Genomic DNA, 24,354 nt, shown 5'->3' with positions numbered 1-24,354 from the left:
GCACCGGTGATCGGTGATGCTCCGCAGCGGACCCTGAGCGAGAAGATCAACTACTTGTTCGAGATGGTCCGGGCGGATGACGGCGGGCGGCTCACGAGCAAGGAAGCCGTTGCTCGGATCCGCGAGGCTGGCACGGAGATCTCGGAGAGTCACCTCTCTGAGCTGCGGCGCGGCGTCAAGACGAACCCGACGATCCGGGTCCTGGAGGCCCTGGCGGGCGTGTTCCGGATCCCGGTCGCCTACTTCTTCCAGGACGACCGCGACGTGGTGGCGCTGGTCGATTCGGAGCTGGAGCTACGTGAGGCGATGCGTGAGGCCAAGGTCGCGGACATCGCGCACCGGGCCCATTCGGACCTGAGCCCGCAGCAGCAGACCGAGCTGAACAGAGTGCTAGCGCAGATCATTCGGGACAACATGCTGAGGCCGGCTGAATGATGATCGGCGTTCACATCAGCGAACTGGGCGGCCGGTGTCGCCTGGGCAGCGCAGGGCTGACCGCGCGATGGCAGTGATCGTCGGAGAGGGAGCGTCGGCCGGGGATCGGCTGCGGCGGCTCTGGGAGTTGCGCGACCCTTCAGCGGGGACAGCCGCTGACGACGATCACCCTCCGGACCTGGCCGGCCGGCTCGCCGCGGCTCTCGTGGACCGGGACGCGGACGGGGCCGAGCTGCGGATGCGCGAGCAGCTCGCCGAGATCCTTGACGGCCGACGGGCCGCGATCCCCGCGGGCCTGTCGTCGGCACTGACTTCCTACTTCGAGGTCCCCGCCGACTACTTCGACAACGCCAGCATCGCCGCACGGGTCGACGTCGAGTTGTACGAGGCGGCGTTGAAGGACTGCGGGGTGGAGAGCATCCGCCTCTGCCGGGGGCCGATCACTCCCGTGGCTGCAGCAAATGCCCTCGCGTCACTCCTGCACATCATGCGCGAGAGCCCACCCGGCGGGACCGACGAGAACGCCACATAGAGAACGGGCCCGTAGCCCGCGCTACGGGCCCATTCTTTGTGTCGGGCAACTCGTCAGCCGGCCCGCCGCGGTCCAACGTAATCGCGCGACTCGACGATCAGACCGTCTCGCACTCGCAGGACGAAAACCGAGGGGAGCTTGAACGGAGTCCCTTCGGCCCCCATCATCGACATGTCGAACTCGGCCACGACGGTCTCGCCGTCGATCCCCTCGATCAGACTGACGTCGGTGAATTCGAGCGACTTGACCGTGGAATTCGAGAAGAACGCGGCAACGGCTTCCCGGCCGCGACTGGCGGTCGGGCCGTCGGGAGCGAAGGGGTTACGGACCTCGACGTCCTCGGCGTAGAGCTGGGCCGCGTCGGCAAACTTCTTTGCGGCGAGCAGCTCGGCGAGCTTCCGGAACACGTCGGCAGGGGATTTAGCGGTGGCGGTCGTTTCAACCATGCAAGACATCCTGCCAGACCGACAATCGGTCACAGGGGGTTGCCACAATCGGTGGAACCTGCTGCCGATGGGCGTATTTTTGCTGAGGATGCCGTATCCTGCCCGGTCCTGTGTCAAGATCGTTGGGAGCGATGGACGTCCCGGATGTGCAGGTGGGGAGCATGAGCATGCGAGAGCGGGAACTGAGCCGGCGTCACCGGGCGCTCGTGCGGAAGCTGGAGCTGTGCCCGCCGCTCGACCTCGATTCGCTGCGAGAGCGGCTGTCTGTCGTCCGGGGAAAACCGCTCGTCTTCGTAGCCGTTTCGCTCCCGGTGCCCGGTCCGTCCGGACAATGGGTTCCAGGTGCTGAAATGGACCTGGTCACCTACCAGAAGGACACCACGCCGCTCCACCAAGAGCACATAATTTTGCACGAGATAGGCCATATCATTTGCGGGCACGATAACGTCCCGATAGGTCGGGGCGCAGTGAGTGCGCTTTGTCGCGGCGAGCAGGAGGGCCTGGAGGAACTCCGGGCCTCGATCGAGGCGAACGCCAATCCTGATGAGATGCACCGGAGTCACTACGGCGACGCGAAAGAGTGGGAAGCCGAGACGGTCGCAACGATCATCAGGGAGAAGGCGGGACTTCACGAGGCAGTTTACGGAACCGCTCCGATCGACACTCGCTTGACCGATCTCGATGATACCCTGCGAAACGATCGGCGATGGTTGCTGTGACTGTTCTCTACGCTGCTATTGGAACCGCTGACGCCGCGGCCCTCGCGTGGATGATTCGCCTGCTCATCCGGCAACCGAAAAACCCGAGGCTCTACGCCCTGGTTGGTGTGCTGCTCTGTTGGGTCCTTTCCATCCCTGCCGCTCTAGCGGCCAATCAGGGGTCCCCGGTCTTCGGAGTCGATTCGCTGACCCTGCGTACGGTCGAGCATGTCCTGAGGCTCGTCGCCGTGTACTTCCTGCTGCTGTTCATCACGGCCGGCGACAGTGGCCAGCGCATGAGGAACGCCGCGCGAACGCAACTCGCGCCGCTGCTCGTGGTGGTTGCGACGCTGGTCAGCGTCACGATCGTTCTGCCGTCGCCGGTCCGGGATGCTGTCTCCCAAGTCGAGGGGGGTTCGGCCTCGGCGGCGATGAACCCCCATTCGAGCATCGCCCGGATAGTCTACTTCGGCACAGAAAACCTCTTCTACATCTACGTCTTCGTGGTGATCGGCCGCTGGGCGGAGAAGCGCCGCCAGCTACAGATGGCCCGAAATCTGAGGGTCGGCATTGGGGTCGTTGAGATTGCGTCGGCCATCCTCGTGGCAGCTACCGCCCTGCTGACCGCCGCATCGGTGATTGCAGGCGTGGCGCAGCGGCAGGCCCCGGGGCTGCTAGTGCTCGGGTTGGTCGGGATGACCGTCGGTCTGGTGCTGCTGGTCGTCGGGCTGGCCTATCCCTCGGTCGCCGCGGCGCATGCGCGGTGGCGGGTGGTGCGGAGCCAACAGCGGGCTATCCGTGAGCTGGAGCGGCTCTGGTCCCTGATCCACGAGGTGCTGCCGGAGCACGAGCTGCCCGCTGAGCGCGGCGGGCTGGCAGGAGCCTTCCCGCTCGGTCGCCGGACGACGCGGCGCTACTACCGACGCGTGATCGAGTGCCGGGACGGCCTGCTCCGCCTGGGGCCTTACATGGGCGATGGCTCTGCCGGCACGCCCGATCCGAGCGCGGTGCTCGTGGCGATCGAGCGGTACCGCAGTAGCACCCCAGACGCCCGCTCCTACTCCCCGCGGGCCGTTGTGCTGGCCGAGGGCCCGCGCACGCTGGCGGACGACGCAGCCGAGCTCGTCGAGCTGTCCCGCGGGCTGAAGAGCCAACGAGGGTGAGAGGGACCCGGCGAATGGGCCGCCCGGCCTTGCTTGCCGGGTCCCTCTCGGGAAGGGGGGACCCGACTCGACTGCCGCCACCGAGTCGAGCCCCGAGAGCCCGGGTTAGTAGCCGGTTCGGCCGCCGTCAGCGAACCCGTCCGCGATGAGCGCGGCGACCTCGGTGAAGGCGTCCTGCGTGGCGAGCTTCAACCGGCCGAACTCGATCCGCCCTCCCGTCGCCAGGTGTGGATCGTGCGGGACGAGTACGACACCGCCGTGGCAACCGTGGCGAGACACCTCGTCTGCGAAGTGGCCCACGATCCGGCTCACATCGACCTCGCTGGACTTGCGGTCCTGGTTGAGCACGATCACCGCATCCCGGGCCTTCTGCTCGTACCCGTGGAGTTTCAACCAATCCAACGTCTTCCCCGCACGTGACGCAGAGTCGATAGTGATGCCACCGACAATGACGAATCGGTCGGCCATATCGAGTGTCGGGCGCATCGTCGGGTGCACCATTCCCGTCCCACAGTCCGTGATGACGAGGTTGAAGAACTGGCACAACTTGTCAACCGCGCTCGCGTACTCATCGCCGCCGAGTGATTCGCTGATTGCGGGGTCCTGATCTGAGGCGAGAATCTTGAGTCGTCCGGACAGGCTCATGTATCCCTGCACGCTCGTCAGATTTGTGACGTCATTCATATTTGCGAGCAGGTCGCGAATCGTCACCGAGGTCTCTCCGGTGAGCCTGTCGGCGAGGGTGCCGGCGTCGGGGTTGGCGTCGACCACGGCGACCTGATCCCCGCGGATCTCGGCGAGCGCGAACCCGCTGCACGCGGTCACGGTCGTCTTGCCAACGCCGCCCTTGATCGAGATGGTGGCGACGCGGTAGCTGCTGCGCAGCGGCGCCGTGACTCGGTCTCGCAGCGCGCTCCTCCGGATCTCCGTCGGCCCCGGGCCGGGATTGATCAGGTGCCCGCTCGCGGTGTAGACCGCCCGCCGCCAACCGCGGGTCGGGATGTCCCCGCGGTGGCGGCGCAGCGTCTCGTCCGACAACCCCGCGCGGTGCTCCCGGCCTTGCTGCGGCTTGCTGGGCGCCTCTCGGGAGGCCTCGGGACGCGGAGCCTCGGCCGCCAGGTGGGCCGCGGAGGGGGCCCGCTCCTGGCCGTTCTCGGCCGGGAGGGCGGGGGCTTCGGCCATTGCGGTGACGATGGCGCCCGGATTGGAGCTCGGCTGGGGCACCGGAGCGGCCTCGAGGTCCTGGCTCTCGTCGACGCCTTGGTGGGCGGGCCGTTCGTCCTGTGGCGTCGTCGCGGCGTGCTCGTCCGGGCTCACGGCGTCGGCGGGCTCGTCCTTGGGCGGCCAGTGCAGCGGGTAGAGCGCCGGGCGCGTCTCGCCTGGCCGGGGGTGCGGGCGGGGCCGCACCGGCGGTGCCGGCGGCGTGCCCTGCTCGTCCCACTGCTCCTGAAACGGGTTGGTCGTCGTGCCCATCGGTGTTGCCCCCTTGGTTGTTGTCTCGCGTGGTGGCGGCGCGCGATTTATCTACTTGCTGAGACCGAGCTTTGACGAGCAAGCTGGCCAAGCTCCGAAACCGCCGCGATCCTGGCGGACCTTCTCGGCAATCTCGATTTGCTGTTCCTTCGTGGCTTTATCGGCGGACGGCGCGAATTTCGTGCCGCCGTAGGCACTCCAGGTCGCATTATCAAATTGGAGCCCACCGTAGTATCCGTTGCCCGTATTGGTGTCCCATTTGCCGCTCGACTCGCAATTCGCGAGTGGTTCCCAGGAATTCGAGGCCGTCGGCGCTGCCGCGGCGGCCGGCGGAGTAGCGGCGGGCTGTTCGGGCTTGTCGCTGCTGCCTTGGTCACCTCGGCTGCTGTCCTGCTCGCCCTGGTCGTTGTCATCGCTGCCCTGGCCGTTGCCCCATGAGGCGTCGCCGGAGGAGCTGTCGCCGGACGAGCTGCTCTCGGAGCTGCTGCCCTGCCCGCTGCCGCTGGCTTCGTTAGCGCTCTGGCCTTCCTGCCCGATGACTCCGCGGATGTCGTTGGCCCACTCGCCCGCGGTCGGGTCGTCCGGCGCCGCAGCGTCAAGCTTGGACAGCAGGTCTTGTGTCGCGGACTGCCAGTCGCCCTCGGCCCCATCGGTCGAGCGGTCTCCGGTCGAGCCGTTCCCGGCGTTGTCGCCGGTGCCTTGGCTCGTCGAGCCGCTGCCGGTCGAGCCGCTCCCGCCACCGCCCGCGGTATCCGGGCCGCCGCTGGTTCCGGCTCCCTCTCCCCGCGGGCTCGAGGTGCCATCCCCGCTACCGCTCGACGGGGTGCTGGTCGTGCCCCCGCTCTGCTGCCCGTTGCCCTGGCGGAGCAGGTCAGCGCCGTCGCTGTTCTGTAGCTCCTGCAGAACGCGGGCCGTCGCCGGATCGTTGGGATCGGCAAGGGCCTGCTCCACGAGCTTCTGGACCTTGCTCAGCCACGCGAGGCAGTCAGCCTGGGATCCATGGCTGTCGGCCGCGGTGAGCATCTGGCGCTGGATCGCGGGCTGCTGGTCGACCAGGTTGGCGAGCGCGCTCACCGGGCCCGCGCCTGGAGCGACGTCGGGGGTGTAGACGGCGCTGACCGTCGGGGGGGTCGGCTGCCCTGGTACCGCAACCGGGGTGACCACGCGCGGCACGACGTCGGCCGGGGTCGGGCCGTATCCGGCCCGGGCAAGCGCGGTCGCGATGGAGGCAGGCCGCGTCCCCGGCACGGCCAGCAGGGCATCCGAGGCGTCCCGCGCTGCCTGAGCAACACCGGTTCCGAGGGCCGGGGTGATCCCTCGGGCCTGCAACCGGGCCTGCAGCGCGGTTGCGGTGCCATCCCCGCCGGTCAGGGGGAGCTCGCCCAGCAGTGCGCGAGCCTGGTCGAGGATCTCCGCGGCCCGTTGGAGCTGCTCGGTGGTCGGCTGGACCTGGGCGGTGCCGAACACGTCGCCGGTCTTGGTGGCGGCGTCCGTGCTGCTGTTGTTGTTACTGGTGATCGAACATTGCACGTTGTTGCCGGACGTCCCGTTACCGGAGTCCGCGGCGTTTACCGCCATGAGCGGATTTATCGACATTGCGGCTGCGATTGTTGCCGCGGCGGCGGCACTTCCGAGTGGCATTGCTGCGCTCCTGCATGTCCGTCCGATGAGGTGGGGCTACCTACGGGTCAACCGTTGTTGTCGCCGCCGTCTTCACCTGTTGCCGTTGTCGCCGTTCTGCGCGTCGCCTCGGTCACCGTCTTGCCCGTTTCCGTCGTCGTTCCTACTGTCGTCGCTCCCATTGCCGGGGCCCGCACTGTCGTCGCCATTCGCGATTTGCGAGGCGTCGCCAGTAGCGCCATCAAGCGAGTATTGCCGCACCCAGTCGACGTGCATTTGCGTTTCCTTGCTCGGACTTCCGAAGTTGTCGAGCTGAATAGTCAGATGTTGGGGGCCGGGCGGGAGAATCGACGTGTTGGTGGTGTTCCACCACTCCTCGCCGTCGACGAAGTACGTGGCACCCTGCGGGGTCCACTCCACCGCCCATGCGTGCCACTGAGTGGCGTCGATGTTGACCGAGGCGCTTTCCTGGGAGTTGTCCTCCCCGTAGTGAAAGAACCCCTGCACCTCTTGGCGGGTTGGGTCGGAAATCTCCATGAAGTCGGTTTCGCCGCCCACCGGCCAGTTCTCGGCGTCCGGCCAGAGCAAGAGCAGTGAATGGAGATCTTCGTCGCCCGGCGGAGACTGCGCACAGCCTTCCCACCGGCCGTATTTTTGTCCTGGGTTCCAGGCCATCCCGCCGCTTTGGCCGTCCGGTGTTCCGGTGATTGTCAGGAGGCCATCGTTGATGCTGATCGCCTTGGGGGATCGGGTTCCGTTTCCGGCGTGGCCCGCTCCGTCATAGACTCCCCAGTCGTCAATGGATGATGCGCTATCGAAGCTGTCTTCGCGGTTGGGTGTCCCCCACCCGAACTTGTTCGCTGCTGTAGTGGGGCAATTCCCGTCGGCTGTGGCAGCACCGATGGAGCCGGCCGTGGTCCCGCCGCTCCCGGCAGTGCCGGCGGTTGAGCGATCGCCGGTCGAGTTGCCCCCGGTTGGGCTGCCCTCGCCGGAAGATCCGATCTGGCCGACTGCGTTGCCGTTGCCTCCGCCGTCCTGGCAACGCTGCGGGACGAACCTGGTGGCCCCGGCCCCCCGCTCGTCGAGCATCGCGAGGAGTCGCTGTTGGGTCGTGCTCGGGTTCTGCTCGGCCTTCAACTCCTGGTAGAGCCGCGCGGCCGAGAGTTTCCAGGCGCACTCCTGCACGGCTCGGCTGTTGCCGGACGAGTCGCCGGCTGCGGCGGGGAGCAGGCTCACGGCCGCCGAGATGGCCAAGGCCAGCGCGGTAGCGGGGAGAGGCATCGGGGTTCCTTCCGAACGGGGAGGCTCAGCCGGTGCCGCGAGCGCGAGACGGGGAGCCGTCGAGGGTGACGACCAGGCCCCCGGCCTCGTTGCGGCTGATCGGGATGCGCAGGCGGGTCCACTCGGCGGCGCACGACGCCCACCCGGGCGCCTCGAGCGCCGGTGCGACCGCAGGCACCGCGCCGCCGGCCGGGGTGTGCTCGGGCGGTGGGTGCAGCGGCCGAACGATGGCGGTCACGCGGACGAACGGGGTCACCCGCACCCGGACGTCCACCACCACGTGCGTGTCGTCGAGACGGTCGACGCGCCCCGGCAGCGCGGTGTCCGCACGCTGGCGCCCGGTCCCGTCCCACCAGAGTTGATCGACTTCGGCGTCGGGCAGGTAGCGCGCAAGCACCGCTGCGCGCCGTTGCGGGTGGTCCTCGTCCCACGAGGCCAGGTCGAGCGCGAACGCCGCCGCGAGGGATGCGGCCTCGCCGTCCTGCACGGGCTCCCTGCCCGGCTCAGGCTCTGGCTCGGGCTTCGCATGACGACCACCACCGATCGCGCGAGGACGGCGCGGCGGTGGCGCCTGCCAGTCGGTGGCCGGCTGCTCGTTGGCTCCTGCGTGCGGCGCTCTCCGCTGCTGCCGTCGCCGGGATCCGTCCCCCCGCGGGCTCGGTTCCGACGACGCACCCGGCGGGATGGCCGGTAGGGGAGCAGTGATCTCGGCTGCTGTCTCGGGAGGGACGTCCACGGACATGCGCAACCGGTACCTGGGCTCCGACCGCGGAGGTTGCGGTGCGGCGATCGGAGCAGCCGGTGCTGAACCCGCGGAGGGCAGGGCGAGACGAGCGGGCGCCGGGATTGCGGGCGGCGGGGTGCGCCTGGCCGGAGCGCGGGACGCTGGCGGTCGGTAGATCGTCGTGGCGGTGAGCAGGACGTCGCGGTGCTGCTCATCCAGACGAGAGGCGGCTGGGCTGGCCGCTCGTCGGCTGCGGAGCAGACCCATCACGCACCGCGCGATGAAGAAGGCATGCCGACGGCGAGGCCGTCACAGTGTGCTGGCACAGAGGGCATTGGCGGATCCCCCGACTCGTCGGTGGGGCGCGCCAACGCGGCAGCAGCGGGCCCCTGCGGACCCGCCGGTTATACCAGCAAAAATTTGTTCCTGTAAATGTCCGCCGTGAGCTACTCGCCCGCGGGGTCATCCTTGAGTTTGCGGCCACGCCTGCTGCGCTGCGGCCGGTTCTCGCTGGCCGAGCGGTGATCGAGGGTGCTCATCTCGCTCATGATCCGACCAACGGCCGCCCTGGTCTCGGGCGTGAGATCGAGAGCGGCCAGGGTCAGATCCCGGATCCCCTCGTCGCGGATCGCACGCAGCAACGCCAGTTCCTCATCGGTCGCGCGGCTGGTCGCGGCGTCGAAGAAGTAGCCGACAGGTACGCCGAAGAAGGTTGCGATGCCGTGCAGGTGCGCCATCGTGGGGTTGTCGCGACGCCCGTTGGCGAGCTGGCTGAGGTAGGCGACACTGATCGTCACCCCGGTCGACTCCTTGATCCCTTGGGAGATCTCGTCGAGCGTGTAGGGCCCGCGGCCCTCGGGGTGGACGTTCCGAATCAGGTGGTCAAGACGGTCTTTCAGTGTCGGCCGACCGTCGCCGCCGGCTGCTGCCGTCATGCCACGCTCCCTCGTTCCGCCAGCAAAAGCAGTGCTAGTCAACCCCGCGACTCCCTCGCGCGACAAACCCGAATCGCGTCCCACTGCGCTGTCTGGGTGAAGCTGCGTCCAAGTATCGCAGCACTGAGGCCCCCCTGCCCTCGTGACACGTGCCATCACTCAGCCTTTTGGATCATCTCGAACCGTTGCGACGACTGTGCGTCACAAGAGCCTGCTCTCGGTTGACATCCGGGCCATATGCCAGCAAATATTCGCGCACATGCTGTTGTACCGGACGGGCCGTAGGGGGCTGTGGCTCGCGCCGGGACATAGACCGCGGTGGCTCGGCAGGGGCCGCCGCACCAACGGGGGGTGCTGCCTCCGGTGTCCGCGAGCCCCCTCATGGACCCGGGGCGGCACCCCCCGCCGCTTTCACGGCCGGACCGCCACCCGGCCGGGGACAACACCGAGGGGGCGCACACCCATGGACAGCGCGATGACAGTGATCGGCCTGGCGCAGAACTACGGGACCAGCGGGCTCCGTGACTGGATCAGTAGCAACGTCCTGTCCGTGGTCCTGCTGTGTATCGCGGTGCTGCTCGCCGCGGTTGCGCACAAGCAGGAGTTCGGCAAGGCGATGGGGACCGTCGTGATTGTGGTTGTGGGCCTGGCGGTCGCGGGGATCGCGCTCAACGGCGACTACGCCGCGATCGGCCGGTTCTTCATCGGCCTGGTCTCGCAGGGCTGAGCTGAGTATGCGGTCCCGCTCCGATGACGAGCTGTACAGCTTCCAGAACGTCTACCTGGGCCCGCCCGGTCGAACCCTGCCGTTCAAGGCCCGCTACATCGCCTACGCCCTCTGGGTCGGCTGGGTGTTCATCCTGCTGATCCTGCGGGCCCAACTCGGCCTCATGCCCGGATTCGACGGCTACCTCATGGTCGTCATCCTCGCTGTGGTCGCGACGAAGCTGACCATGCGCGTGATCACCCCGGAGCGGCCCGTGCTCGGGGTGCTCCGCATGTTCCTCGCCGAGCTGAACACGCCCCGCGCCAACGCCGCCGCCCCGGTGGTGACCGTCTCCGACCCGCGTCACGTGCTCGTGTCCGTGACCCGCCCCCGTCCGGAGCCTCGATGACGACCTGGCACAACGAACCCGCCCTGTTCACGAACCCGGACCTGGGCATCCCCGAGCTGAGCCCCGAGTCCCCGTCCGGCGGCTGGTCGAGCGGCTCGGACTGGGAAGCGCAGATCAGCACCGCCCGCCCGCGCCGCGACAGCCCGCCCCGTGAGGAGCGCCCCTCCCGGCCGAGAGGCAAGGGCAAGAGCGACAGGAAGGGCCGCCGGGACCGCTCCGAGACCGGCGCGGCACCCAAGGTGCGCGAGTACCGGCCGCGCCTCGCGCTGCGCGGGATCTCCGGGCACCTCGCGCGCACGGAGGGCGGAACGATGGCCTGGTACCGGCTGACGCCCCGGCCATGGTCGATGCGCCCGGACTACGACCGCGAAGCGATGATGGCCGCGATCGGCCTGGCCGCCGCCGAGCTGCCCGGCCGCTGGCTGCACTGGCGGGTCACGTGGAAACCCTTTCCCGCTGCCGCCTGGGCGCAGGCACACGACGAGTGGGCCCGCCCGCTGCCTGACCAGCTCGACGCTCCGTCCTGGGCCGATCATCTGGTCGCCGAGCAAGAGCGCGCCTTGACCAGCGAAAAGGCGATCAAGGAGGTGTACCTCGGGGTGGAGCTCCGAGGGCGCCGCAGCAAGCTCGGCACCCTCGGCGACCAGCTCGCCGCCTCCCCGATCGGCGCGCTCGGGCGCCTCGCCGGCCGCTGGGTCGACGCCGAGCTGTCCGCGCTCGACGAGGAGATCGAGCGGATCGACTCCCTGATGGCGCACTCAGCGCTGGGCGGAGAGCCCGCCGGTCCCGGTGACCTGCTGCACCTGCTGTACCGCTCGTGCGCGCTGGGCCTGCCTCCGGAAGCCGTCATGCCCGCCGCCCCGGCCGGGGACTGGGAGTCCGAGGACATGGCCGCGCTCGACGGGCTCGCCCGCTGGACAGCGGATCCCTACGCCCCGACGCTGCGGGTCGACGGCGTGACCGCGGGTCGTCGCGAGTCCCGCCACGTGCTGATCGCCTCACTCGGGCGCATGGGCGAGCTGAACGTCCCGGCAGAGGACCTGCCGTGGATGACCGTCCCCGATGCCATGCCGGTCCCGGTGGAGTGGTCCGCGCGTATGCGGGTCCTGCCGCAGGAGCAGGCAGCGCGCAGCCTGCGCTACGTCGCCGATCGAGTCGACGCGCAGGCCCGCCACTACGCCTACGACCACGAGGTGAACCCACCCGCGGTGCTAGGCCGACAGATCGACTTGGCCGCGCAGGTCCGCGACGAACTGGACACCGACCACACGGGCCTGTCCGCGCGCTGCGAGGGCTGGTGGCGGCTCGCGATCCCCGGCCGCAGCGAAAGGGAGGCGCTCGAGCTTTTCGACCAGCTCCGCCACGCCTACCACCCGTCCATCGCGCTCGAACGCAGCGAAGCGCAGTACGCGATGGCACGCGAGTTCATCCCGGGCGAGCCACTGGCGACCACCGCCTATCGGCGCCGGATGAGCCTGCGGCACATGGCGATGGCAGTCCCGACCGCGAGCGAGATCATCGGCGACGCCCACGGCCCGCTGCTGTTCACCGCCCGCGCCTCGGGCCGGGTCGTCCCCTGGGACCCCTGGCACGACATGGACACCCGGCAGGTCTCCGGGCTCACCCCGATCATCGGCGGGCTGGGCTCGGGCAAGACGTTCCTCATGGGCGTGATCGCCGCACAGGTAGTCCGCGCGCAGGGCGCGTACGCAACGCTGCTGGACCCCTCCGGACCGTTGGTGCGCCTGACCGAGCTACCGGAGCTGCGGGGCTACGCGCGCAGCGTCGAGCTGCTCGACGCCCCGCCTGGCACGCTGAACCCGTACGCGATGATCGCGGATCCCCGGCTGGCGGACTTCGAGCCCGGCCCAGCCGGGGACGAGCAGTACCAACGCGAGTTCGACGCCGCGCAGGCGCAGCGCACAACGCTGGTGATCAGCGTCTTGACCCAACTGCTCCCGGCCTCGATCCGGCGCAGCTCAGCAACCCAACAACTGCTGCTGCAGGCGGTGCACCGGGTGGGTACCGGGGTCGGTCACGATCTAGGCGAGGTGCTCGGCGCGCTCGCGCACTCCGGGGAGGACGGCCAGCGTCTCGCCGACTCGCTCGGCCCGATCCTGTCCCCGACCGGGCCGGCGCGGCTGCTGCTCGGGCACCCGGACCAGCACGGCTGGGCCTCCGACGATGACCGGCTGCTCGTGCTGTCCACGCGCGGGCTCGCGCTGCCCCGAGACGGGGTGGATCAGCAGGACTGGAGCCTCGACGAGCAGCTGTCACTGCCGCTGATGCACCTGGCCGCCTGGCTGGCCTACCGCCGGGTCTACGAGCTGCCGCGCTCGGCGCCCAAGCTCGTCGGCCTCGACGAGCTGCGCTGGCTCTCGATGACCGGGGCCGGGCTGACCCTGATCAACCAGCTCGCCCGCGACAACCGGAAGTACCGGGCCCGCGTGCTGATCGCCGGACAGCTCGCCTCCGACGTGCTCCGCCTCGACGGCCAGGAGTCCGGCCTCGCGGCGCTGTGCCACGACGCGTTCGTTGGCCGGACCACCGACGAGACCGCGCAGCGGGACGCGCTGCGGCTGCTGAGGATCCCGGTCGGGGAGGGCTACGAGCCCCGCCTGGGCGAGCTGAGCAGCGGCGTCGGGGTGCTCGGTAGCGGGCTCGCCGCGGACGCCCCCCGCGAGTTCGTCTGGCGCTCGGGCGACTGGTGCGAAGACGTCCGCCTCGATGTGTCTGGCGATCACCTCGCGGGGCTGCGGGAAGCCCTGGATACCAACGCCTCCCGGGACCGACGGTGAGAGGCTTGACCCCGGGCGAGCCTCCCTCCCCGCGGGCCCGGTCTCGACGCGGTTGGCGGGCCAGGCTGCCGGGCCTGCGACTGGCTCGTCGCATGCGCACGCTCGCGGGAGTCGTCTCAGTGCTGTTCCTGCTCTCGGCGACGCCGGCCCTGGCCGCCCCGGACTTCTTCACCGACTGCAAATCCGCGCCCATCGCCACGGAGCCCTTCGGCGGCTGGCTGCTGAGCACCCTTGACGACTACATCAAAGGTGATTACGACTCCATACCGCCCGCGGATGCCGCGGCCGCACAGAAAGAACTGATCACCTACTACGGATACGCCGGCATCGAATGGTCCACCTACGACCTCGGCTGTGGCGGCTCAATCCGCGATCCTGGCGCGTCCACAGACACCTGGATTGGTGACCAATTCCTCTACGCGGCCCGAGCACTGTTTGCGGCTAACAACGGCCTCGCCCGCTTGGTCTACTCCGACGACCAGGACACCCGCGGCACGGTCGCGGACGTTTCCAACACCACGGCCGGCGCGCTCTACAACGCCCTATTCTCGCCCTGGGCGGGTGCTGCTTTGATGATCGGGGCGACGGCCATCCTGATCACTGCCCACCGTGCCGAGGTCGGGGCCGCCCTCACTCGGGCGACGCTGATCCTGGTGTCCATCGCCATCGCCGCGCTGTCCTTCGGATCAGGAGCTCAGCTGTCCAAGGAGCTGAGTGACAACGTCCGCCAGGCTCTCCGCCAGGTGCAGACCGACGTAGCCGGACAGATCTACGCCGGCCAGGCGACGCAGGGGCCGAACCCGATGCGCGATGTCGTCTATCAGCAGATCATCTACAGCTCGTGGAAGAACGGCGAGGTGGGCCAGACGGGTCGCGATGACCTAGCCTGGAATCTCTTTCAGAATCAGGCGATCTCTTACACGGAGTGGTGGGGTATCGCCGACCAGAAGCCCGGTGCGGGAAATTTCTCCGATCTCTACAAGGCGAAGGCGGAGAACTGGAAAAAGGCGGCTGACGATCCAGGCGTCATGCCGAACGAGTACATGTCGATACAGGGCCGCGGCGACTCCCGGACTGCCGTCGGATTCTTCGCGTTCGCCCAAATGGCACCGATCGCACTGGTGCAGATATTTGCACTACTCGTGCAATTCGCCATGTACATGTTCCTGGCGTTCGTCCCAGTATTTGCCCCGCTGGTCGGGCTGCTCGGGATCATGAAACAGGACGTCCCCGAGAAGTCGGTCAAGGTGCTCGGGGCGGTCGTGTTCGGCGGGATCACCGCCACCGTGTGCGCGCTAGTGCATTCCTGCGTGGTCCTGCTGACCGCCTCCTCGTTCGGCCTGGACTCGATCTCCGGGTTGGCGGTGTCCTGGGTCCTGGCGCTGATCCTGATCACCGTCATGCGCCCGATCGTGTCTCTGCTCGGGGTGTACCACGCGATCCGCGGCACGCAGCGGGTGTCCGCGATGTCCGCGCGCACGGGCTCGGCATTCGGCCGTTTCGCTCGCTGGTCGCGACAGGAGACCCGGATCCGGCAGGCCGAGCGGATCGGGGCCCGCAGGCACCGGGAGCTGATCGGCACCCTGCAAGGCGAGCAGGAGCCCTCGTCACGAGGCGGCCGAGGGCGGCCCGGTAGCGGCCCGCGCGGTGGCGGCCCGAACGGCAGTGGACCAACCGGCGGCGGCCCCTCCGACGGCGGTCCGATCGGTGATGGTCCCCGGGGCCCGCGCCGCGGCCCGGACGGCGGCCCGGCCGGGGCCGGCTCGCCCGCGCGACCGCGCACCGGTCCGGACGGCGGTGCGGGCTCAGGAGACCGCGGTGGCCCGCGCACGGGTCCGCTGCCAGTGATCCCCGGATCCGGACGCCCCCGCCCTGGAGGCGACGGCGCAGACCCGCACCACCCGTTCCCGACCGCCACACCGCTCCGGCCCGCCCCCGTGAATAGCTCGACACTCGCCCCGCGGAACGGTTCGGCTCCCGGCTCACGGAGCGGCGCGGCGCCCTGGCCGTCGAGCAGCTCGGCCACAGCCTCGTCGACGAGCTCGGCGGCGCGATCGACGCCGCCGCGACCCGGAACCGTGCAGCGTGAGTCCACCGCGGCTCGGGTGAGCACGCAGGAACGCCGCGGCCCCCGGGTGCTCCGCGTCGGGCTCTACCGGCCCACGTCCGGCCGCGGCGATACGGGCGCCGCGCGGCGGCGCCGTCCGGAGGGCGGTGGCCCCCGGTGGTGAACGGACAGACCTGGCGGGGGATCGCGCGCTGGCTGCTCTGGTCACGGCGGCGGTTCGTCGCGGTCCTGGCCGTCGTGGTCGTGGCGGCGCTCGCGCTCAGCCACGGCGGGGAGATCACACGGGCCCTGACCCCGCACGGGGAGCCCGCCGCGGCGACCCCGACGACCGAGCCCGCCACGCCCCCAGCGCCGTCGGTGACCAGCGACCCGGCGCCGCTGACCCCGGCCCCGACGACCACGAGCGATGCCCCGGCCGAGCCCTCTTCCCCGCGGGCGGTCGCAGAGCAATTCGCGAAGCTCTGGGCCGCTCCGGACCTGCCCGCGGGGGAGTGGCTCGGGCGGCTGCTGCCGCTGTCGACCGACGAATACGGGTCGGTCGTGCTCGCGCAGATCGACCCGCAGAACGTGCCCGCGCGCGCTGTCGCCGGCTCGCCCCGGGTGATCTCGCAGGCGCAGGGGACCACGGACGTTGCGGTGCCGATGGACACCATGACACTGCGCGTCGAGCTGGTCGACATCGGCGGCGGCACCTGGCGGGTGTCGGACGTCAAGCCGCTCTCGGGCGCCTGAGCCGATGAGCACGCCCACGCTGCTGCCTCCCGGCTTCGGGCAGCACCACGTGCCCCCGCCGCTGCGACCGCGGCGCACGGGCCGACGCGTGGTCGTGGCGCTCGTGCTCGCCGGGTTCGCCATGCTCGGTGCCGGGACGATCGTCGCCGGGATGATCGGGGACGCCTCCGATACCGGGTACGGCGCCGGCGGTTGCGTCGCCGCGCTCGCCCCGCCCGCCGGACAGCCCGGCGTCGGGCAGTGGGACGAGCAGCAGCGCAGCAACGCTGCGGCGATCGTCGCAGCCGGTCAGGCCGTCGGTGCTCCGGCTCGTGCGCAGTGGATCGCCCTCGCCACGGCGATGCAGGAGTCCACGCTGAACAATCTGCCCGGCGGGGACCGGGACTCCGCGGGGCTGTTCCAGCAGCGCCCGTCGCAGGGCTGGGGTGACCACGGCCAGGTGACCGATCCGGACTACGCGTCCCGTCAGTTCTACGCGCGGCTGCTCGCGATTCCCGGGTGGGACTCGATGCCGCTCGCCGAGGCAGCCCAGGTAGTACAGCGCAGCGCGTTTCCCGACGCCTACACCAAGTGGGAGCAGCCCGCGGCCGACCTGCTCGGGCAGCTCGGCGGCGGTGCGAACCTCGCGTGCACCGGGGCGAACGTCGCGGCCAGCGACGGCGCCGCCACGGCGATCAACTGGGCCGGCGGTCAGCTCGGCAAGCCCTATCAGTGGGGTGCGACCGGACCGGACCGGTTCGACTGCTCGGGGCTGACGATGCGGGCCTGGCAGGCCGCCGGGGTGCAGCTCCCGCGCGTCTCCCGGGACCAGGCGAGCGCCGGCCAGCAGATCCCGCGCGCCCAGGCGCAACCCGGCGACCTTCTGTTCTGGTCGAGCAACGGAGCCGTCTCCGGGGTGCACCACGTGGCGCTCTACCTGGGCAATGGGCAGATCCGGGAGGCTCCGACGACCGGGATCCCGGTGCGCGACAGGGCGTTGGGCGGCGCCTACGACGAGCGCGAAATGCTGCCGTTTGCGATCCGGCCGGGGGCCCCGGCATGACTGGTCCGCGATCAGGCCACGGTGCCGAACGCGACCAGTTCGTCCCGGGCGTCGTCGGCGGTCTGCGAGCCGGCGAAGCGGGGAGCGTTGAGCAGCTCGGCGAGCCCGCCGACCCGGCGGCGGATCCAAGAGATCAGCCGCTCCTCGGGCAGATCGAGCACCGGGCGCACCGCAGCCATTGCCGCGTCGACCTCCCCCAGGCGCAGCCGTGCGGTCGCGAGGTAGACATGCGCCAGGGCCTCGTCGTCGAGACTGCGCTGTTCCACGGGCTCGAGTTCCCACGTCGCGATCGCGGTCTGGGCGTTGCGGCAGGCGCGGTCGAGGGCGGCCCGATCGGACAGCCACATCAGCGACGATGCCCCGTAGTAGCTCTGTTTGGCTGGGGAGAAGCCGAACAGGCCGTCGATCGGGTCCGCGCCGGCGTTCTCGCGCTCGACGGCGGCCTGGTCGAGCAACGCCAGAGCGGTCGCGGCGTCGCCGCGGTTGGCGGCGCACTGAGCCCCGCCGCACAGCAGACGCAGCGCGGACGTCCCGGTCGTGGCGTACTGCATCCCGTCGGCGATGAACGCCGCCGCTTGGTCGAAGCGCTCGCTGAACCGGGCCACGAGGGACTGGGTGCCGCGGGCCCACGCTCGCAGCGAGTCGTCTCCGGCGCGCTCGCCGAGGGTGGCTGCTGTCTGGGCGTGCAGCGCGGCGACGTCGGGCTGTCCGAGGTCGAGTGCGGCGTAGGCGAGCACGCCGGCGGCTCGGCCGGCGATCAGGTGCAGGTCCGCGCGTTCGGTGCGGCGGTGGGCGTTCGCGCGCAGCCGGCGAACCGCCTCGCGCTGCACCCGCAACGCCGCGGCCAGCATCGGTGCGGGCGGGACGGACAGGTACTCCACGGCCAGCTCGGCGGTCTGGGTGTGCAGATCGTCCACGTCGCCGAGGTCCGGGGCTCCAAGCAGCTCGCGGGCGCTCGCGGCAGAGGCGACGAGATCCCGCCGGGTCTGCTCGGCGGCGTCTCGCTCGACCCTGGCGCGATCCCAGGCAGCGACGAGCTCGCCGCCGGCCTGCAGGGCGTCATCGGCCAGCAACACCCAGCGGCGATCGGTGGGCCAGCGCCGGCCGGCCTCCACGTTGCTGATCCACCCGCGCCCGCCGCCGGTCGAGGCCGCGAGGTCGGCGAGGGAGAGCCCACGCGCCCGGCGCAGCTCGCCGAGCAGCGGCCCCACACGGTCGGGAGTCATACTCAACGAGGTAGCAGCGCCGACCTCGGGAGCGGGCTCGTCGGCTGTCTCCATCTGTCCATTGTGCGCGGCGGAGACACCACGGATCTTCTCCACACGCCCATCAGGCCACACGCTGGGCACATGGGTCACCGAGAAATTTTGCTGGCACCTGCGGGCCGGACCGCGAGTGGCTCGGTGGCCGATCGGTCCGGGCGGAGCAGGGGCAGTGCGTTTTGCTGGCTAGCTGTCCGACGCCTGGCCCTCTTCCCCGCGGGCTCCTACTCGGGGTCGGTTCTGCTGCCAGTTGATGATCGTTCCGGGACGCCAGAGCCAGGTGCGCGAACCGAGCTTGCTGTCGGGCTCGGGCATCTGGCCGCGGCGTCGATATCCGGACACGGTCGACACGCTCACGTCGAGATACGCCGCGACCTCCGTGGTGGTCCACCACTCAGCAGCGGGGTTGGGGCTCTCCGTGGTCACCGACGCGCATCCTCCCAGGTAGATCGCCGGACTCTACCAACAAGGTCTGTAGTTCCCGGGCGGCCTGGGAGCGGGTGCCAGGACGAGACGTCACCCATGAATACCAACTCTGTGGGTAGACGAGTACCAACTCAGTTGGTAACTTCCGATCAGCCAATGAGGCGCGATGAGGTCGGGAGGACACAGGCATGAGGTCACTGGTGAGGCACCGGAAGGTGCAGGCTGCGGCTGAGGTCGCAGTGGGGGACACGCCGCGGTCCCGATGGAACTGGCAGAAGGCAGTAGGCGGTGGCCGGGGGTTGCTGCTCGGTGTCGTGGTGCTCGCCCCCGAGGCTGCCGCGTGGCAGGGCCTCCTGGCGCTGGCTCGCGACACGTTCCACATGGACGGCCACCTCGCCTACCTGGTGCCGCTGCTGTTCGGCGCGGCGGCGTTCTACGTGGCGCTGCTCGCGCAGCGGTACGTGCTCCGCGGTGACTCCGCGATGACTGAGCGCGTCCTGACGTGGCTCTACGCCGCAGCAGGGGCCGGCTTCAACTTCTGGCACGCCGACCACGTGCAGCATGAGCCCGCCGCGGCGCTGTTCTTCGGCGGTGCCTCGCTGTCGGCAGCGCTGCTGTGGGACCGCACCCTCCGGGCCTGGCGACGGGACCAGCTCCGCGAGATCGGCGCGCTGGAGCGTCCGCTGCCGCGCTTCCGGGCCCTGCGCTGGGTACTTGCACCCGCCGAGACTTTCCGAGCGTTCCGGCTGTCGGTCATGCGCGGCCTGAGCACCCCGGACGAGGCGCTGGCGCTTGTCGAGGCCGAGGCCGAGCGCAAGCGTGCCGGCACGAGCCAGTCCGCGGCACAGGCCGTGGAGCAGACGGGGGCCGCGCCCGCCGACCGGCCCGCGGGCGAGCTCCCTGGCCCGGTCGCCCACCTCGAGGAGACGGTGCCGGCGGCCGAGCAGGGCGACGCGGAGACCGTCGAGACGGTGGCTGCGACCGGCTCCGTGGAGGTCGAGACCGAGCCGCAGGGCATCGAGGCGATTCCGGACCAGCAGCGGCGGACGTCGCTCTCGGAGCTGGCCCAGCACAGCAAGGCCGGTGCGGTCCGTGAGGCCTGGCGAATGATCGGGGTCGCCGAGGACGAGACCCCCACCCGCGAGCACATCGACCGCGCGGTGGAGCTGCTCGGCCGCGAGGGCGTGGAGGTCACGCCAAAGTACGCCCGCGAGGTCCGCCGCCGCGTCGAGTTGGGCCGGACCGAGCAGCCGGCCCGGACGCTGAGGGCGGTGGGCTCCTGATGGGCACCCTGATCCTGGCCGCTTTGATCGTGGCAGCACTGGCCGGGTGCGGCGGGTTCGTGGCCGGCTGGGTGGCGTCCGAACACAACGGCGGTCGGGTCCGGTTCCGGGACCTGTGGGACCGCCAGGAGCAGCGCCACAACGCCGAGGTCGGCTCCCTGCTCACGGAGATCGCCGAGCAGCGGGCCAGGCTGGACAACCGGTCCGCCACCACGCCCGCCAAGGTCGGAGCGGAGAGCGGCAATGACTGACCAGACGCCGCGTTTTGCGGCGAACACGTCAAAGCGTCAAACCGGTGCCGGTGAGCTGCCGGACGGCGAGTACAGCGGCAAGACCTATGGCGCGGCGGCCGATGTCGTCGCCGAGGTGCGGGAGCACTTGGAGCGGCTGAGTGCCGCCCTGCGAGAGGGGAAGATCTGATGGAGATCAGGACGCAGAACGGGAGCCGGGTCTCCGCCGTTCAGGCTGAGGGCCTCATCCGCGAGGACGAGCGCCGGGCCCTGGCCACACCCGGTGTGGTCCGGGATGAGTTGCCGGAGCTGCGTGCGGTGCGCGTGGCCCTGTCTCTCCTCCCCGCGGGCCATCCGGTGGCCCCGGTCGCTCGCCAGTCCTGCCGCGAGTTCGGCCACCAGACCCTGCACACCGATGCGGTCGCGTGCGGACGGTGCTGGGAGCACGCGATCCGTGCGGATGAGCGGGTGGTCGTGGAGTTCGGTCTGACCGCAAAGGACGAGAGGCCGGATCCGGGCTACATCGACGTGGTCGCGGTCGAGCGGGTGATTGAGGGGGAGTACCTGCCGCTCGGATCGAACGAACGCGACGAGGTGATCCGACGGATGCGCGCCCAGGGGTGCGGGCCCTGGACGATCAGTGACCGGCTGGGGGAGTCGACCCGGACCGTGCGCCAGCGGATCGACGAGCTGACCGGTCGCGTCCAGGGCTCTCAGACGCAGCTCGGCGCAGCTGAGGCGGCGCAGGTGGCCTGATGAGTACAGCAGGCCGAACAGCAGCGCAGACACCACAAATTGCGGTTAAGACGTTTTCGCGTGAACACGCTGGGTGCGGCGTGAGGGGGTGGCAGGGATGACGATCGAGGCAGAGCGGACCGACGCCAGCGAGGTCCGGCAGTCCCCGTCGACGGAGATCGTGCCCCTGCGGGGCAGTGGTGCGGAGCTGGTCGTGCGGCCTGAGGGCGCGCTCGCGCGGCTGGCGGCCACTCCCGCGGCCGCGCGGACGATGAGCGCGGCGCGCACGGTGGCCGGTCACGCGGGTACTGCGGCCCGGGTCACCTCGCGTGCGGTGTTCACCGCCACGGTCAGCGCCCCTGCCCCGCGGGTGGTGCGCACGGTGGGGCGCTTCATAGCCGGCCGCCCGATGTCGGGGGAGCGGCGAACCGACGCCACGTTCTGGCGCAATGGCCGCCGCCAACCGCTCGAGATCGAGGGCGAGACGGGCAAGTGGTCCTACCTCGCCGGGTGGCGACGCGCGGCGATCCGCCTGGCCGGGATCCTGGCCGTCACCGGGCTCGCCTACCTGGTCGTCCCGGAGCTGGTGCTGGTGCTCGCCTGCGTGTTCGGGGCGCTGACGTTGCTGTGGGGCGGCTACGGGGCCCACCGGGGCGTCCAGACCCACGGACACCGGACCCGCTACCTCGGGCCGCTGCACGACGCCCTGAGCGGCGCTGTCGGGCAGACCGCGACCCGGCCGGAGCAGTGGATCCACGTGCCCCCGGACTTCAAGAGCAACCCCGGCGCGGACATGCGCCTGGACCTACCAGCCAAGTACGACGGGTCCGACGGCATCGCGAACCACGTCAAGACCGTCGTCCGGAACAAGCTCGGGCTCGAATCGGACACCGTGTTCTCGTTCCACACCGAGGGAAATGAGCCCTACGTCACGTTCCGGGAGCCGGTTCGGCCGCCGGCGAAGGTCACCTACGCCGACATTCTCCCCCTGCTCAGCAGGGCCAAGGAGACCGCTCCGATCATCGGCCTGGCGGCCGGGAACAAGACGGTCACGGTCGACCTGGAATCCGACTCCCCGCACGTCCTCGTCTCCGCAGGCTCGGGCGCCGGAAAGTCTGTGCTGCTGCGCGCGATCCTTTCCCAGGGACTCGCAAAGGGCGGCTATGGAATCATTTTCGACGTTAAGAAGGTCTCGCATATGTGGGCGAACAACCTTCGGAACTGCGAATACCATCGGACCGCCGAGGCGATTCACGACCGCCTGATCTCCCTGCGCTCGGAGGTGGACCGGCGAAACGACCTGGTCGAGCGGTACGCCGATATCGACGGAAACACTGATCACGTCGATGTCGGTCCGCGTATCTGGGTCATGGCGGAGGAAATGAACGCCACGATCAATCGCCTGAACAAGTATTGGCGAGAGATCAAGGAGAAGGGCGATCCTAACACCTCTCCGGCCGTTGAGGCGCTGCTCGATCTGCTCTTCATGGGACGACAGATCAAGATTCACGTCGTGTCCGTTGCGCAGATGGCGTCCGCCCGCACTATGGGTGGCCCCGAGGCTCGCGAGAACTATGCAACTCGCTGCCTCTCGCGCTACACGATGAATGCCTGGAGGATGCTTTGCCCTGAGGTTTGGCCGATGCCGAAGAAGCCCAAGCAGCTCGGCCGCTGGCAGATCGTCACCGCGGGAGTTGCGACAGAAACTCAGGTCGCATTCTTCACTCCTCGCGAGGCTCGGGAATTGGCCCAGCTCGGTGTCCCCGCGGATTCTCGCGACGCCTTCCGGTCCGCCCCGGTCGCACCGTCCCAGCCGTCTCATGATCGTCTTGACCTGGGACACCAGGCTGAGACTGTCCCAGGGGCACCGGTCGAGCCGGAGGTCGTGGACGCCGGACCTGCGGAATCCCAGGAAAACGACGATGTCCTAGAGGGTGTTCGCCTTGTCGGGCTCCGCGAGGCGGTCGATGAGGGCATCGTCGAGGGAATCAAGCTGGCAAATCTGCGCAAGCAGTCGCAGCGCGACGTCCACTTTCCGTCCGTCGCCGGCCAGCGTGGATCGGAAAAGCTCTACGACTCCGACGAGCTGGGTAAGTGGGCACGTAATCGGCGAATGGCAAACACTGCAGATGCCGATTCCTCCGCCGACTCCTCGGCCCCCGCAAGCCCAGCAGCGAACGGGAACGGGTGATTACGCGATGTCCCGATCTTGCTTTCACGCGAACACGTCGTCACGTCTGGGTCTGGCTCTAGCAGGGGCCGGTATCGGGGTCCTGGCTCTCATCTCCGGATGTGGAGTCAACTCGGTCGCTTCCCCGGATTCCACGATCGTCGTCACCCGCGCCGGTTCCGGCGCAGCGGCCGATCTGGCCACCCTTCCGGTAAAATGGCGGGCACCGAAAACTGGATACAGTCGAGACGAGTTCGGGCAGCCCTGGGCGGATATCGACCGGAACGGCTGCGATCAGCGAAACGATGTGCTCGCCCGCGACCTGGCCGGGGTCACTTTCAAGCCGGGCACGCAGAATTGCGTGGTAGTCAGCGGCACGCTCGCCGACCCGTACAGCGGCAAGGTGATCCACTTCCTGCGCGGGGAGGCGACCAGCTCGGCGGTGCAGATCGACCACGTCGTCTCGCTGTCCGACGCCTGGCAGACCGGAGCCCAGCAGCTCGACGCCGCGACCCGCGAGCGGCTGGCGAACGACCCGGGCAACCTGCTGGCGGTCGACGGGCCGACGAACGCGGGCAAGGGCGACGGCGACGCCGCGAGCTGGCTCCCCCCGCGGCGTGAGTTCTGGTGCTCCTACGCCTCGCGGCAGGTGGAGGTCAAGGCGCGTTACCGGCTCTGGGTGACCGAGGCCGAGCGTGACGCCCTGGCCCGCGCGCTCAATGCCTGCCCGGCCGCAGCCTCGGCCTCCCTTCCCGCGGGTCTGTCCGCCGCGCAGCCGGCGGATCAGCGGTGGCTGCCGGTGCCTGCCCGCGGGGAGAGGGCGGTCAGCGCATGAGGAAGACCGTTCGACCGTCGCCCGGCGTGTCTAACCGGATTCCGGAATCCGGTGCGCCAAGATCGCGCCATGCCAGCGAACCAACCCGGTGGCCGGAGCCGAGCCGGCCGCAAGTCGATGTGGGGCGAGCGCAGCCCGGTGTCGATCAAGTGGCCGAAGGCGCACCGCGAACGGTACGAGCGCGAGGCAGCGCGACAGGGCATCAGCCTGAACGAGTACGTCATCAGGCGGATGGGCGAGCTGCACGGACTTATCGAGCCGGACACGACGGAGGCGGAGCCGGTACAGCTCAGGCTCGGTGCCTAAGCACCGCAACGAACCCTGAACACGCGAAAGCCCCCCGAAGTCTGC

General features: G+C 69.7%; 25 protein-coding genes. 17 read left to right on the top strand and 8 right to left on the bottom strand.

The features are described 5' to 3' along the window. Positions 1-6: 6 nt before the first annotated feature. Complete coding sequence (locus ACL02T_RS29930; protein WP_412834147.1) at positions 7-435, top strand: XRE family transcriptional regulator; 429 nt, start codon at positions 7-9, stop codon at positions 433-435. Positions 436-502: 67 nt separating this feature from the next. Continuing rightward, positions 503-967 (top strand): hypothetical protein, encoded by a 465-nt coding sequence (locus ACL02T_RS29925; protein WP_412834146.1) that lies wholly within the window; start codon positions 503-505, stop codon positions 965-967. A 53-nt stretch (positions 968-1,020) separates the two neighbouring features. Here the strand turns inward: ACL02T_RS29925 and ACL02T_RS29920 are convergent, their stop codons facing one another. Continuing rightward, positions 1,021-1,413 carry a nuclear transport factor 2 family protein gene (locus ACL02T_RS29920; RefSeq protein WP_412834145.1) on the bottom strand — a complete coding sequence of 131 codons (393 nt, stop codon included), beginning with the start codon at positions 1,411-1,413 and terminating at the stop codon, positions 1,021-1,023. 161 nt (positions 1,414-1,574) lie between these two features. Here ACL02T_RS29920 and ACL02T_RS29915 point away from each other — a divergent pair, with 161 nt between their 5' ends. Together ACL02T_RS29915 and ACL02T_RS29910 are read left to right on the top strand one after the other, a co-directional pair. Next, entirely contained in the window at positions 1,575-2,132 is a 558-nt protein-coding gene (locus tag ACL02T_RS29915) for a hypothetical protein (RefSeq protein ID WP_412834144.1), read from the top strand. After that, positions 2,120-3,274 carry an MAB_1171c family putative transporter gene (locus ACL02T_RS29910; RefSeq protein ID WP_412834143.1) on the top strand — a complete coding sequence of 385 codons (1,155 nt, stop codon included), beginning with the start codon at positions 2,120-2,122 and terminating at the stop codon, positions 3,272-3,274. Before ACL02T_RS29915 ends, ACL02T_RS29910 begins: the two co-directional genes overlap by 13 nt. Before the next feature lie 105 nt (positions 3,275-3,379). On the opposite strand, the gene ACL02T_RS29905 is transcribed toward ACL02T_RS29910, so the two are convergent. The 5 genes from ACL02T_RS29905 to ACL02T_RS29885 all read right to left on the bottom strand — a co-directional run bounded on the left by ACL02T_RS29905 (position 3,380) and on the right by ACL02T_RS29885 (position 9,307). Further along, the gene (locus tag ACL02T_RS29905; RefSeq protein ID WP_412834142.1) at positions 3,380-4,747 is read right to left on the bottom strand and encodes a nucleotide-binding protein; all 1,368 of its coding nucleotides are present in this window, start codon (positions 4,745-4,747) and stop codon (positions 3,380-3,382) included. Between the two features lie 51 nt (positions 4,748-4,798). Further along, the gene (locus ACL02T_RS29900; protein WP_412834141.1) at positions 4,799-6,325 is read right to left on the bottom strand and encodes a transglycosylase family protein; all 1,527 of its coding nucleotides are present in this window, start codon (positions 6,323-6,325) and stop codon (positions 4,799-4,801) included. Positions 6,326-6,460: 135 nt separating this feature from the next. After that, the gene (locus ACL02T_RS29895) at positions 6,461-7,648 is read right to left on the bottom strand and encodes a glycoside hydrolase family 16 protein (RefSeq protein ID WP_412834140.1); all 1,188 of its coding nucleotides are present in this window, start codon (positions 7,646-7,648) and stop codon (positions 6,461-6,463) included. A gap of 25 nt (positions 7,649-7,673) precedes the next feature. Continuing rightward, positions 7,674-8,135, bottom strand: coding sequence for a hypothetical protein (locus ACL02T_RS29890; RefSeq protein ID WP_412834139.1), 462 nt, complete (start codon positions 8,133-8,135; stop codon positions 7,674-7,676). Between the two features lie 683 nt (positions 8,136-8,818). Beyond that, positions 8,819-9,307 carry a helix-turn-helix domain-containing protein gene (locus ACL02T_RS29885; RefSeq protein ID WP_412834138.1) on the bottom strand — a complete coding sequence of 163 codons (489 nt, stop codon included), beginning with the start codon at positions 9,305-9,307 and terminating at the stop codon, positions 8,819-8,821. 475 nt (positions 9,308-9,782) lie between these two features. On the opposite strand from ACL02T_RS29885, the gene ACL02T_RS29880 reads away from it, so the two are divergent. The 6 genes from ACL02T_RS29880 to ACL02T_RS29855 all read left to right on the top strand — a co-directional run bounded on the left by ACL02T_RS29880 (position 9,783) and on the right by ACL02T_RS29855 (position 17,062). Beyond that, positions 9,783-10,034 (top strand): hypothetical protein, encoded by a 252-nt coding sequence (locus tag ACL02T_RS29880; RefSeq protein ID WP_412834137.1) that lies wholly within the window; start codon positions 9,783-9,785, stop codon positions 10,032-10,034. Between the two features lie 7 nt (positions 10,035-10,041). Next, on the top strand, positions 10,042-10,422 hold the full coding sequence (locus ACL02T_RS29875; RefSeq protein WP_412834136.1) for a hypothetical protein: 381 nt from the start codon (positions 10,042-10,044) through the stop codon (positions 10,420-10,422). After that, positions 10,419-13,220, top strand: a complete 2,802-nt coding sequence (locus ACL02T_RS29870) for an ATP-binding protein (RefSeq protein ID WP_412834135.1) — start codon at positions 10,419-10,421, stop codon at positions 13,218-13,220. The genes ACL02T_RS29875 and ACL02T_RS29870 overlap by 4 nt, the downstream gene beginning before the upstream one ends. 119 nt (positions 13,221-13,339) lie before the next feature. Further along, on the top strand, positions 13,340-15,451 hold the full coding sequence (locus ACL02T_RS29865; protein ID WP_412834134.1) for a hypothetical protein: 2,112 nt from the start codon (positions 13,340-13,342) through the stop codon (positions 15,449-15,451). Further along, positions 15,448-16,020 carry a hypothetical protein gene (locus ACL02T_RS29860; RefSeq protein ID WP_412834133.1) on the top strand — a complete coding sequence of 191 codons (573 nt, stop codon included), beginning with the start codon at positions 15,448-15,450 and terminating at the stop codon, positions 16,018-16,020. The genes ACL02T_RS29865 and ACL02T_RS29860 overlap by 4 nt, the downstream gene beginning before the upstream one ends. 4 nt (positions 16,021-16,024) lie before the next feature. Next, positions 16,025-17,062, top strand: coding sequence for a C40 family peptidase (locus tag ACL02T_RS29855; protein WP_412834132.1), 1,038 nt, complete (start codon positions 16,025-16,027; stop codon positions 17,060-17,062). An 11-nt stretch (positions 17,063-17,073) separates the two neighbouring features. Here the strand turns inward: ACL02T_RS29855 and ACL02T_RS29850 are convergent, their stop codons facing one another. Both ACL02T_RS29850 and ACL02T_RS29845 read right to left on the bottom strand, forming a co-directional pair. Beyond that, entirely contained in the window at positions 17,074-18,342 is a 1,269-nt protein-coding gene (locus tag ACL02T_RS29850) for a helix-turn-helix domain-containing protein (RefSeq protein ID WP_412834131.1), read from the bottom strand. A gap of 168 nt (positions 18,343-18,510) precedes the next feature. Continuing rightward, positions 18,511-18,750, bottom strand: coding sequence for a helix-turn-helix transcriptional regulator (locus ACL02T_RS29845; protein WP_412834130.1), 240 nt, complete (start codon positions 18,748-18,750; stop codon positions 18,511-18,513). 188 nt (positions 18,751-18,938) lie between these two features. Here ACL02T_RS29845 and ACL02T_RS29840 point away from each other — a divergent pair, with 188 nt between their 5' ends. The 7 genes from ACL02T_RS29840 (at position 18,939) to ACL02T_RS29810 (ending at position 24,309) form a co-directional block, all read left to right on the top strand. Then, positions 18,939-20,033 carry a DUF2637 domain-containing protein gene (locus ACL02T_RS29840; RefSeq protein ID WP_412834129.1) on the top strand — a complete coding sequence of 365 codons (1,095 nt, stop codon included), beginning with the start codon at positions 18,939-18,941 and terminating at the stop codon, positions 20,031-20,033. Continuing rightward, complete coding sequence (locus ACL02T_RS29835) at positions 20,033-20,284, top strand: hypothetical protein (RefSeq protein ID WP_412834128.1); 252 nt, start codon at positions 20,033-20,035, stop codon at positions 20,282-20,284. The genes ACL02T_RS29840 and ACL02T_RS29835 overlap by 1 nt, the downstream gene beginning before the upstream one ends. Further along, the gene (locus ACL02T_RS29830) at positions 20,277-20,453 is read left to right on the top strand and encodes a hypothetical protein (RefSeq protein WP_412834127.1); all 177 of its coding nucleotides are present in this window, start codon (positions 20,277-20,279) and stop codon (positions 20,451-20,453) included. Before ACL02T_RS29835 ends, ACL02T_RS29830 begins: the two co-directional genes overlap by 8 nt. Beyond that, on the top strand, positions 20,453-21,019 hold the full coding sequence (locus ACL02T_RS29825; protein WP_412834126.1) for a hypothetical protein: 567 nt from the start codon (positions 20,453-20,455) through the stop codon (positions 21,017-21,019). The genes ACL02T_RS29830 and ACL02T_RS29825 overlap by 1 nt, the downstream gene beginning before the upstream one ends. A 97-nt stretch (positions 21,020-21,116) precedes the next feature. Continuing rightward, positions 21,117-23,189 (top strand): ATP-binding protein, encoded by a 2,073-nt coding sequence (locus tag ACL02T_RS29820; RefSeq protein WP_412834125.1) that lies wholly within the window; start codon positions 21,117-21,119, stop codon positions 23,187-23,189. Further along, a complete protein-coding gene (locus ACL02T_RS29815; protein WP_412834124.1) occupies positions 23,128-24,003 on the top strand; it encodes an HNH endonuclease family protein in 876 nt (291 codons plus the stop codon). The genes ACL02T_RS29820 and ACL02T_RS29815 overlap by 62 nt, the downstream gene beginning before the upstream one ends. Positions 24,004-24,072: 69 nt before the next feature. Continuing rightward, on the top strand, positions 24,073-24,309 hold the full coding sequence (locus tag ACL02T_RS29810; protein ID WP_412834123.1) for a hypothetical protein: 237 nt from the start codon (positions 24,073-24,075) through the stop codon (positions 24,307-24,309). Positions 24,310-24,354 lie beyond the last annotated feature (45 nt).

The sequence above is a fragment of the Pseudonocardia oceanicola genome (genome assembly GCF_047200735.1).
Classification (GTDB): domain Bacteria; phylum Actinomycetota; class Actinomycetes; order Mycobacteriales; family Pseudonocardiaceae; genus Pseudonocardia.
The sequence above is the reverse complement of the archived record's forward strand: the minus strand, read 5'-3'. Positions and strand labels throughout refer to the sequence as shown.

Excerpts from the sequence above, each read along its gene's own strand:
- ACL02T_RS29925 (WP_412834146.1), top strand. The coding sequence starts at position 503 with ATGGCAGTGATCGTCGGAGAGGGAGCGTCGGCCGGGGATCGGCTGCGG.
- ACL02T_RS29920 (WP_412834145.1), bottom strand. The coding sequence starts at position 1,413 with ATGGTTGAAACGACCGCCACCGCTAAATCCCCTGCCGACGTGTTCCGG.
- ACL02T_RS29915 (WP_412834144.1), top strand. The coding sequence starts at position 1,575 with ATGAGCATGCGAGAGCGGGAACTGAGCCGGCGTCACCGGGCGCTCGTG.
- ACL02T_RS29910 (WP_412834143.1), top strand. The coding sequence starts at position 2,120 with ATGGTTGCTGTGACTGTTCTCTACGCTGCTATTGGAACCGCTGACGCC.
- ACL02T_RS29905 (WP_412834142.1), bottom strand. The coding sequence starts at position 4,747 with ATGGGCACGACGACCAACCCGTTTCAGGAGCAGTGGGACGAGCAGGGC.
- ACL02T_RS29900 (WP_412834141.1), bottom strand. The coding sequence starts at position 6,325 with ATGGCGGTAAACGCCGCGGACTCCGGTAACGGGACGTCCGGCAACAAC.
- ACL02T_RS29895 (WP_412834140.1), bottom strand. The coding sequence starts at position 7,648 with ATGCCTCTCCCCGCTACCGCGCTGGCCTTGGCCATCTCGGCGGCCGTG.
- ACL02T_RS29885 (WP_412834138.1), bottom strand. The coding sequence starts at position 9,307 with ATGACGGCAGCAGCCGGCGGCGACGGTCGGCCGACACTGAAAGACCGT.
- ACL02T_RS29880 (WP_412834137.1), top strand. The coding sequence starts at position 9,783 with ATGACAGTGATCGGCCTGGCGCAGAACTACGGGACCAGCGGGCTCCGT.
- ACL02T_RS29875 (WP_412834136.1), top strand. The coding sequence starts at position 10,042 with ATGCGGTCCCGCTCCGATGACGAGCTGTACAGCTTCCAGAACGTCTAC.
- ACL02T_RS29870 (WP_412834135.1), top strand. The coding sequence starts at position 10,419 with ATGACGACCTGGCACAACGAACCCGCCCTGTTCACGAACCCGGACCTG.
- ACL02T_RS29855 (WP_412834132.1), top strand. The coding sequence starts at position 16,025 with ATGAGCACGCCCACGCTGCTGCCTCCCGGCTTCGGGCAGCACCACGTG.
- ACL02T_RS29850 (WP_412834131.1), bottom strand. The coding sequence starts at position 18,342 with ATGGAGACAGCCGACGAGCCCGCTCCCGAGGTCGGCGCTGCTACCTCG.
- ACL02T_RS29840 (WP_412834129.1), top strand. The coding sequence starts at position 18,939 with ATGAGGTCACTGGTGAGGCACCGGAAGGTGCAGGCTGCGGCTGAGGTC.
- ACL02T_RS29835 (WP_412834128.1), top strand. The coding sequence starts at position 20,033 with ATGGGCACCCTGATCCTGGCCGCTTTGATCGTGGCAGCACTGGCCGGG.
- ACL02T_RS29830 (WP_412834127.1), top strand. The coding sequence starts at position 20,277 with ATGACTGACCAGACGCCGCGTTTTGCGGCGAACACGTCAAAGCGTCAA.
- ACL02T_RS29825 (WP_412834126.1), top strand. The coding sequence starts at position 20,453 with ATGGAGATCAGGACGCAGAACGGGAGCCGGGTCTCCGCCGTTCAGGCT.
- ACL02T_RS29820 (WP_412834125.1), top strand. The coding sequence starts at position 21,117 with ATGACGATCGAGGCAGAGCGGACCGACGCCAGCGAGGTCCGGCAGTCC.
- ACL02T_RS29815 (WP_412834124.1), top strand. The coding sequence starts at position 23,128 with ATGCCGATTCCTCCGCCGACTCCTCGGCCCCCGCAAGCCCAGCAGCGA.
- ACL02T_RS29810 (WP_412834123.1), top strand. The coding sequence starts at position 24,073 with ATGCCAGCGAACCAACCCGGTGGCCGGAGCCGAGCCGGCCGCAAGTCG.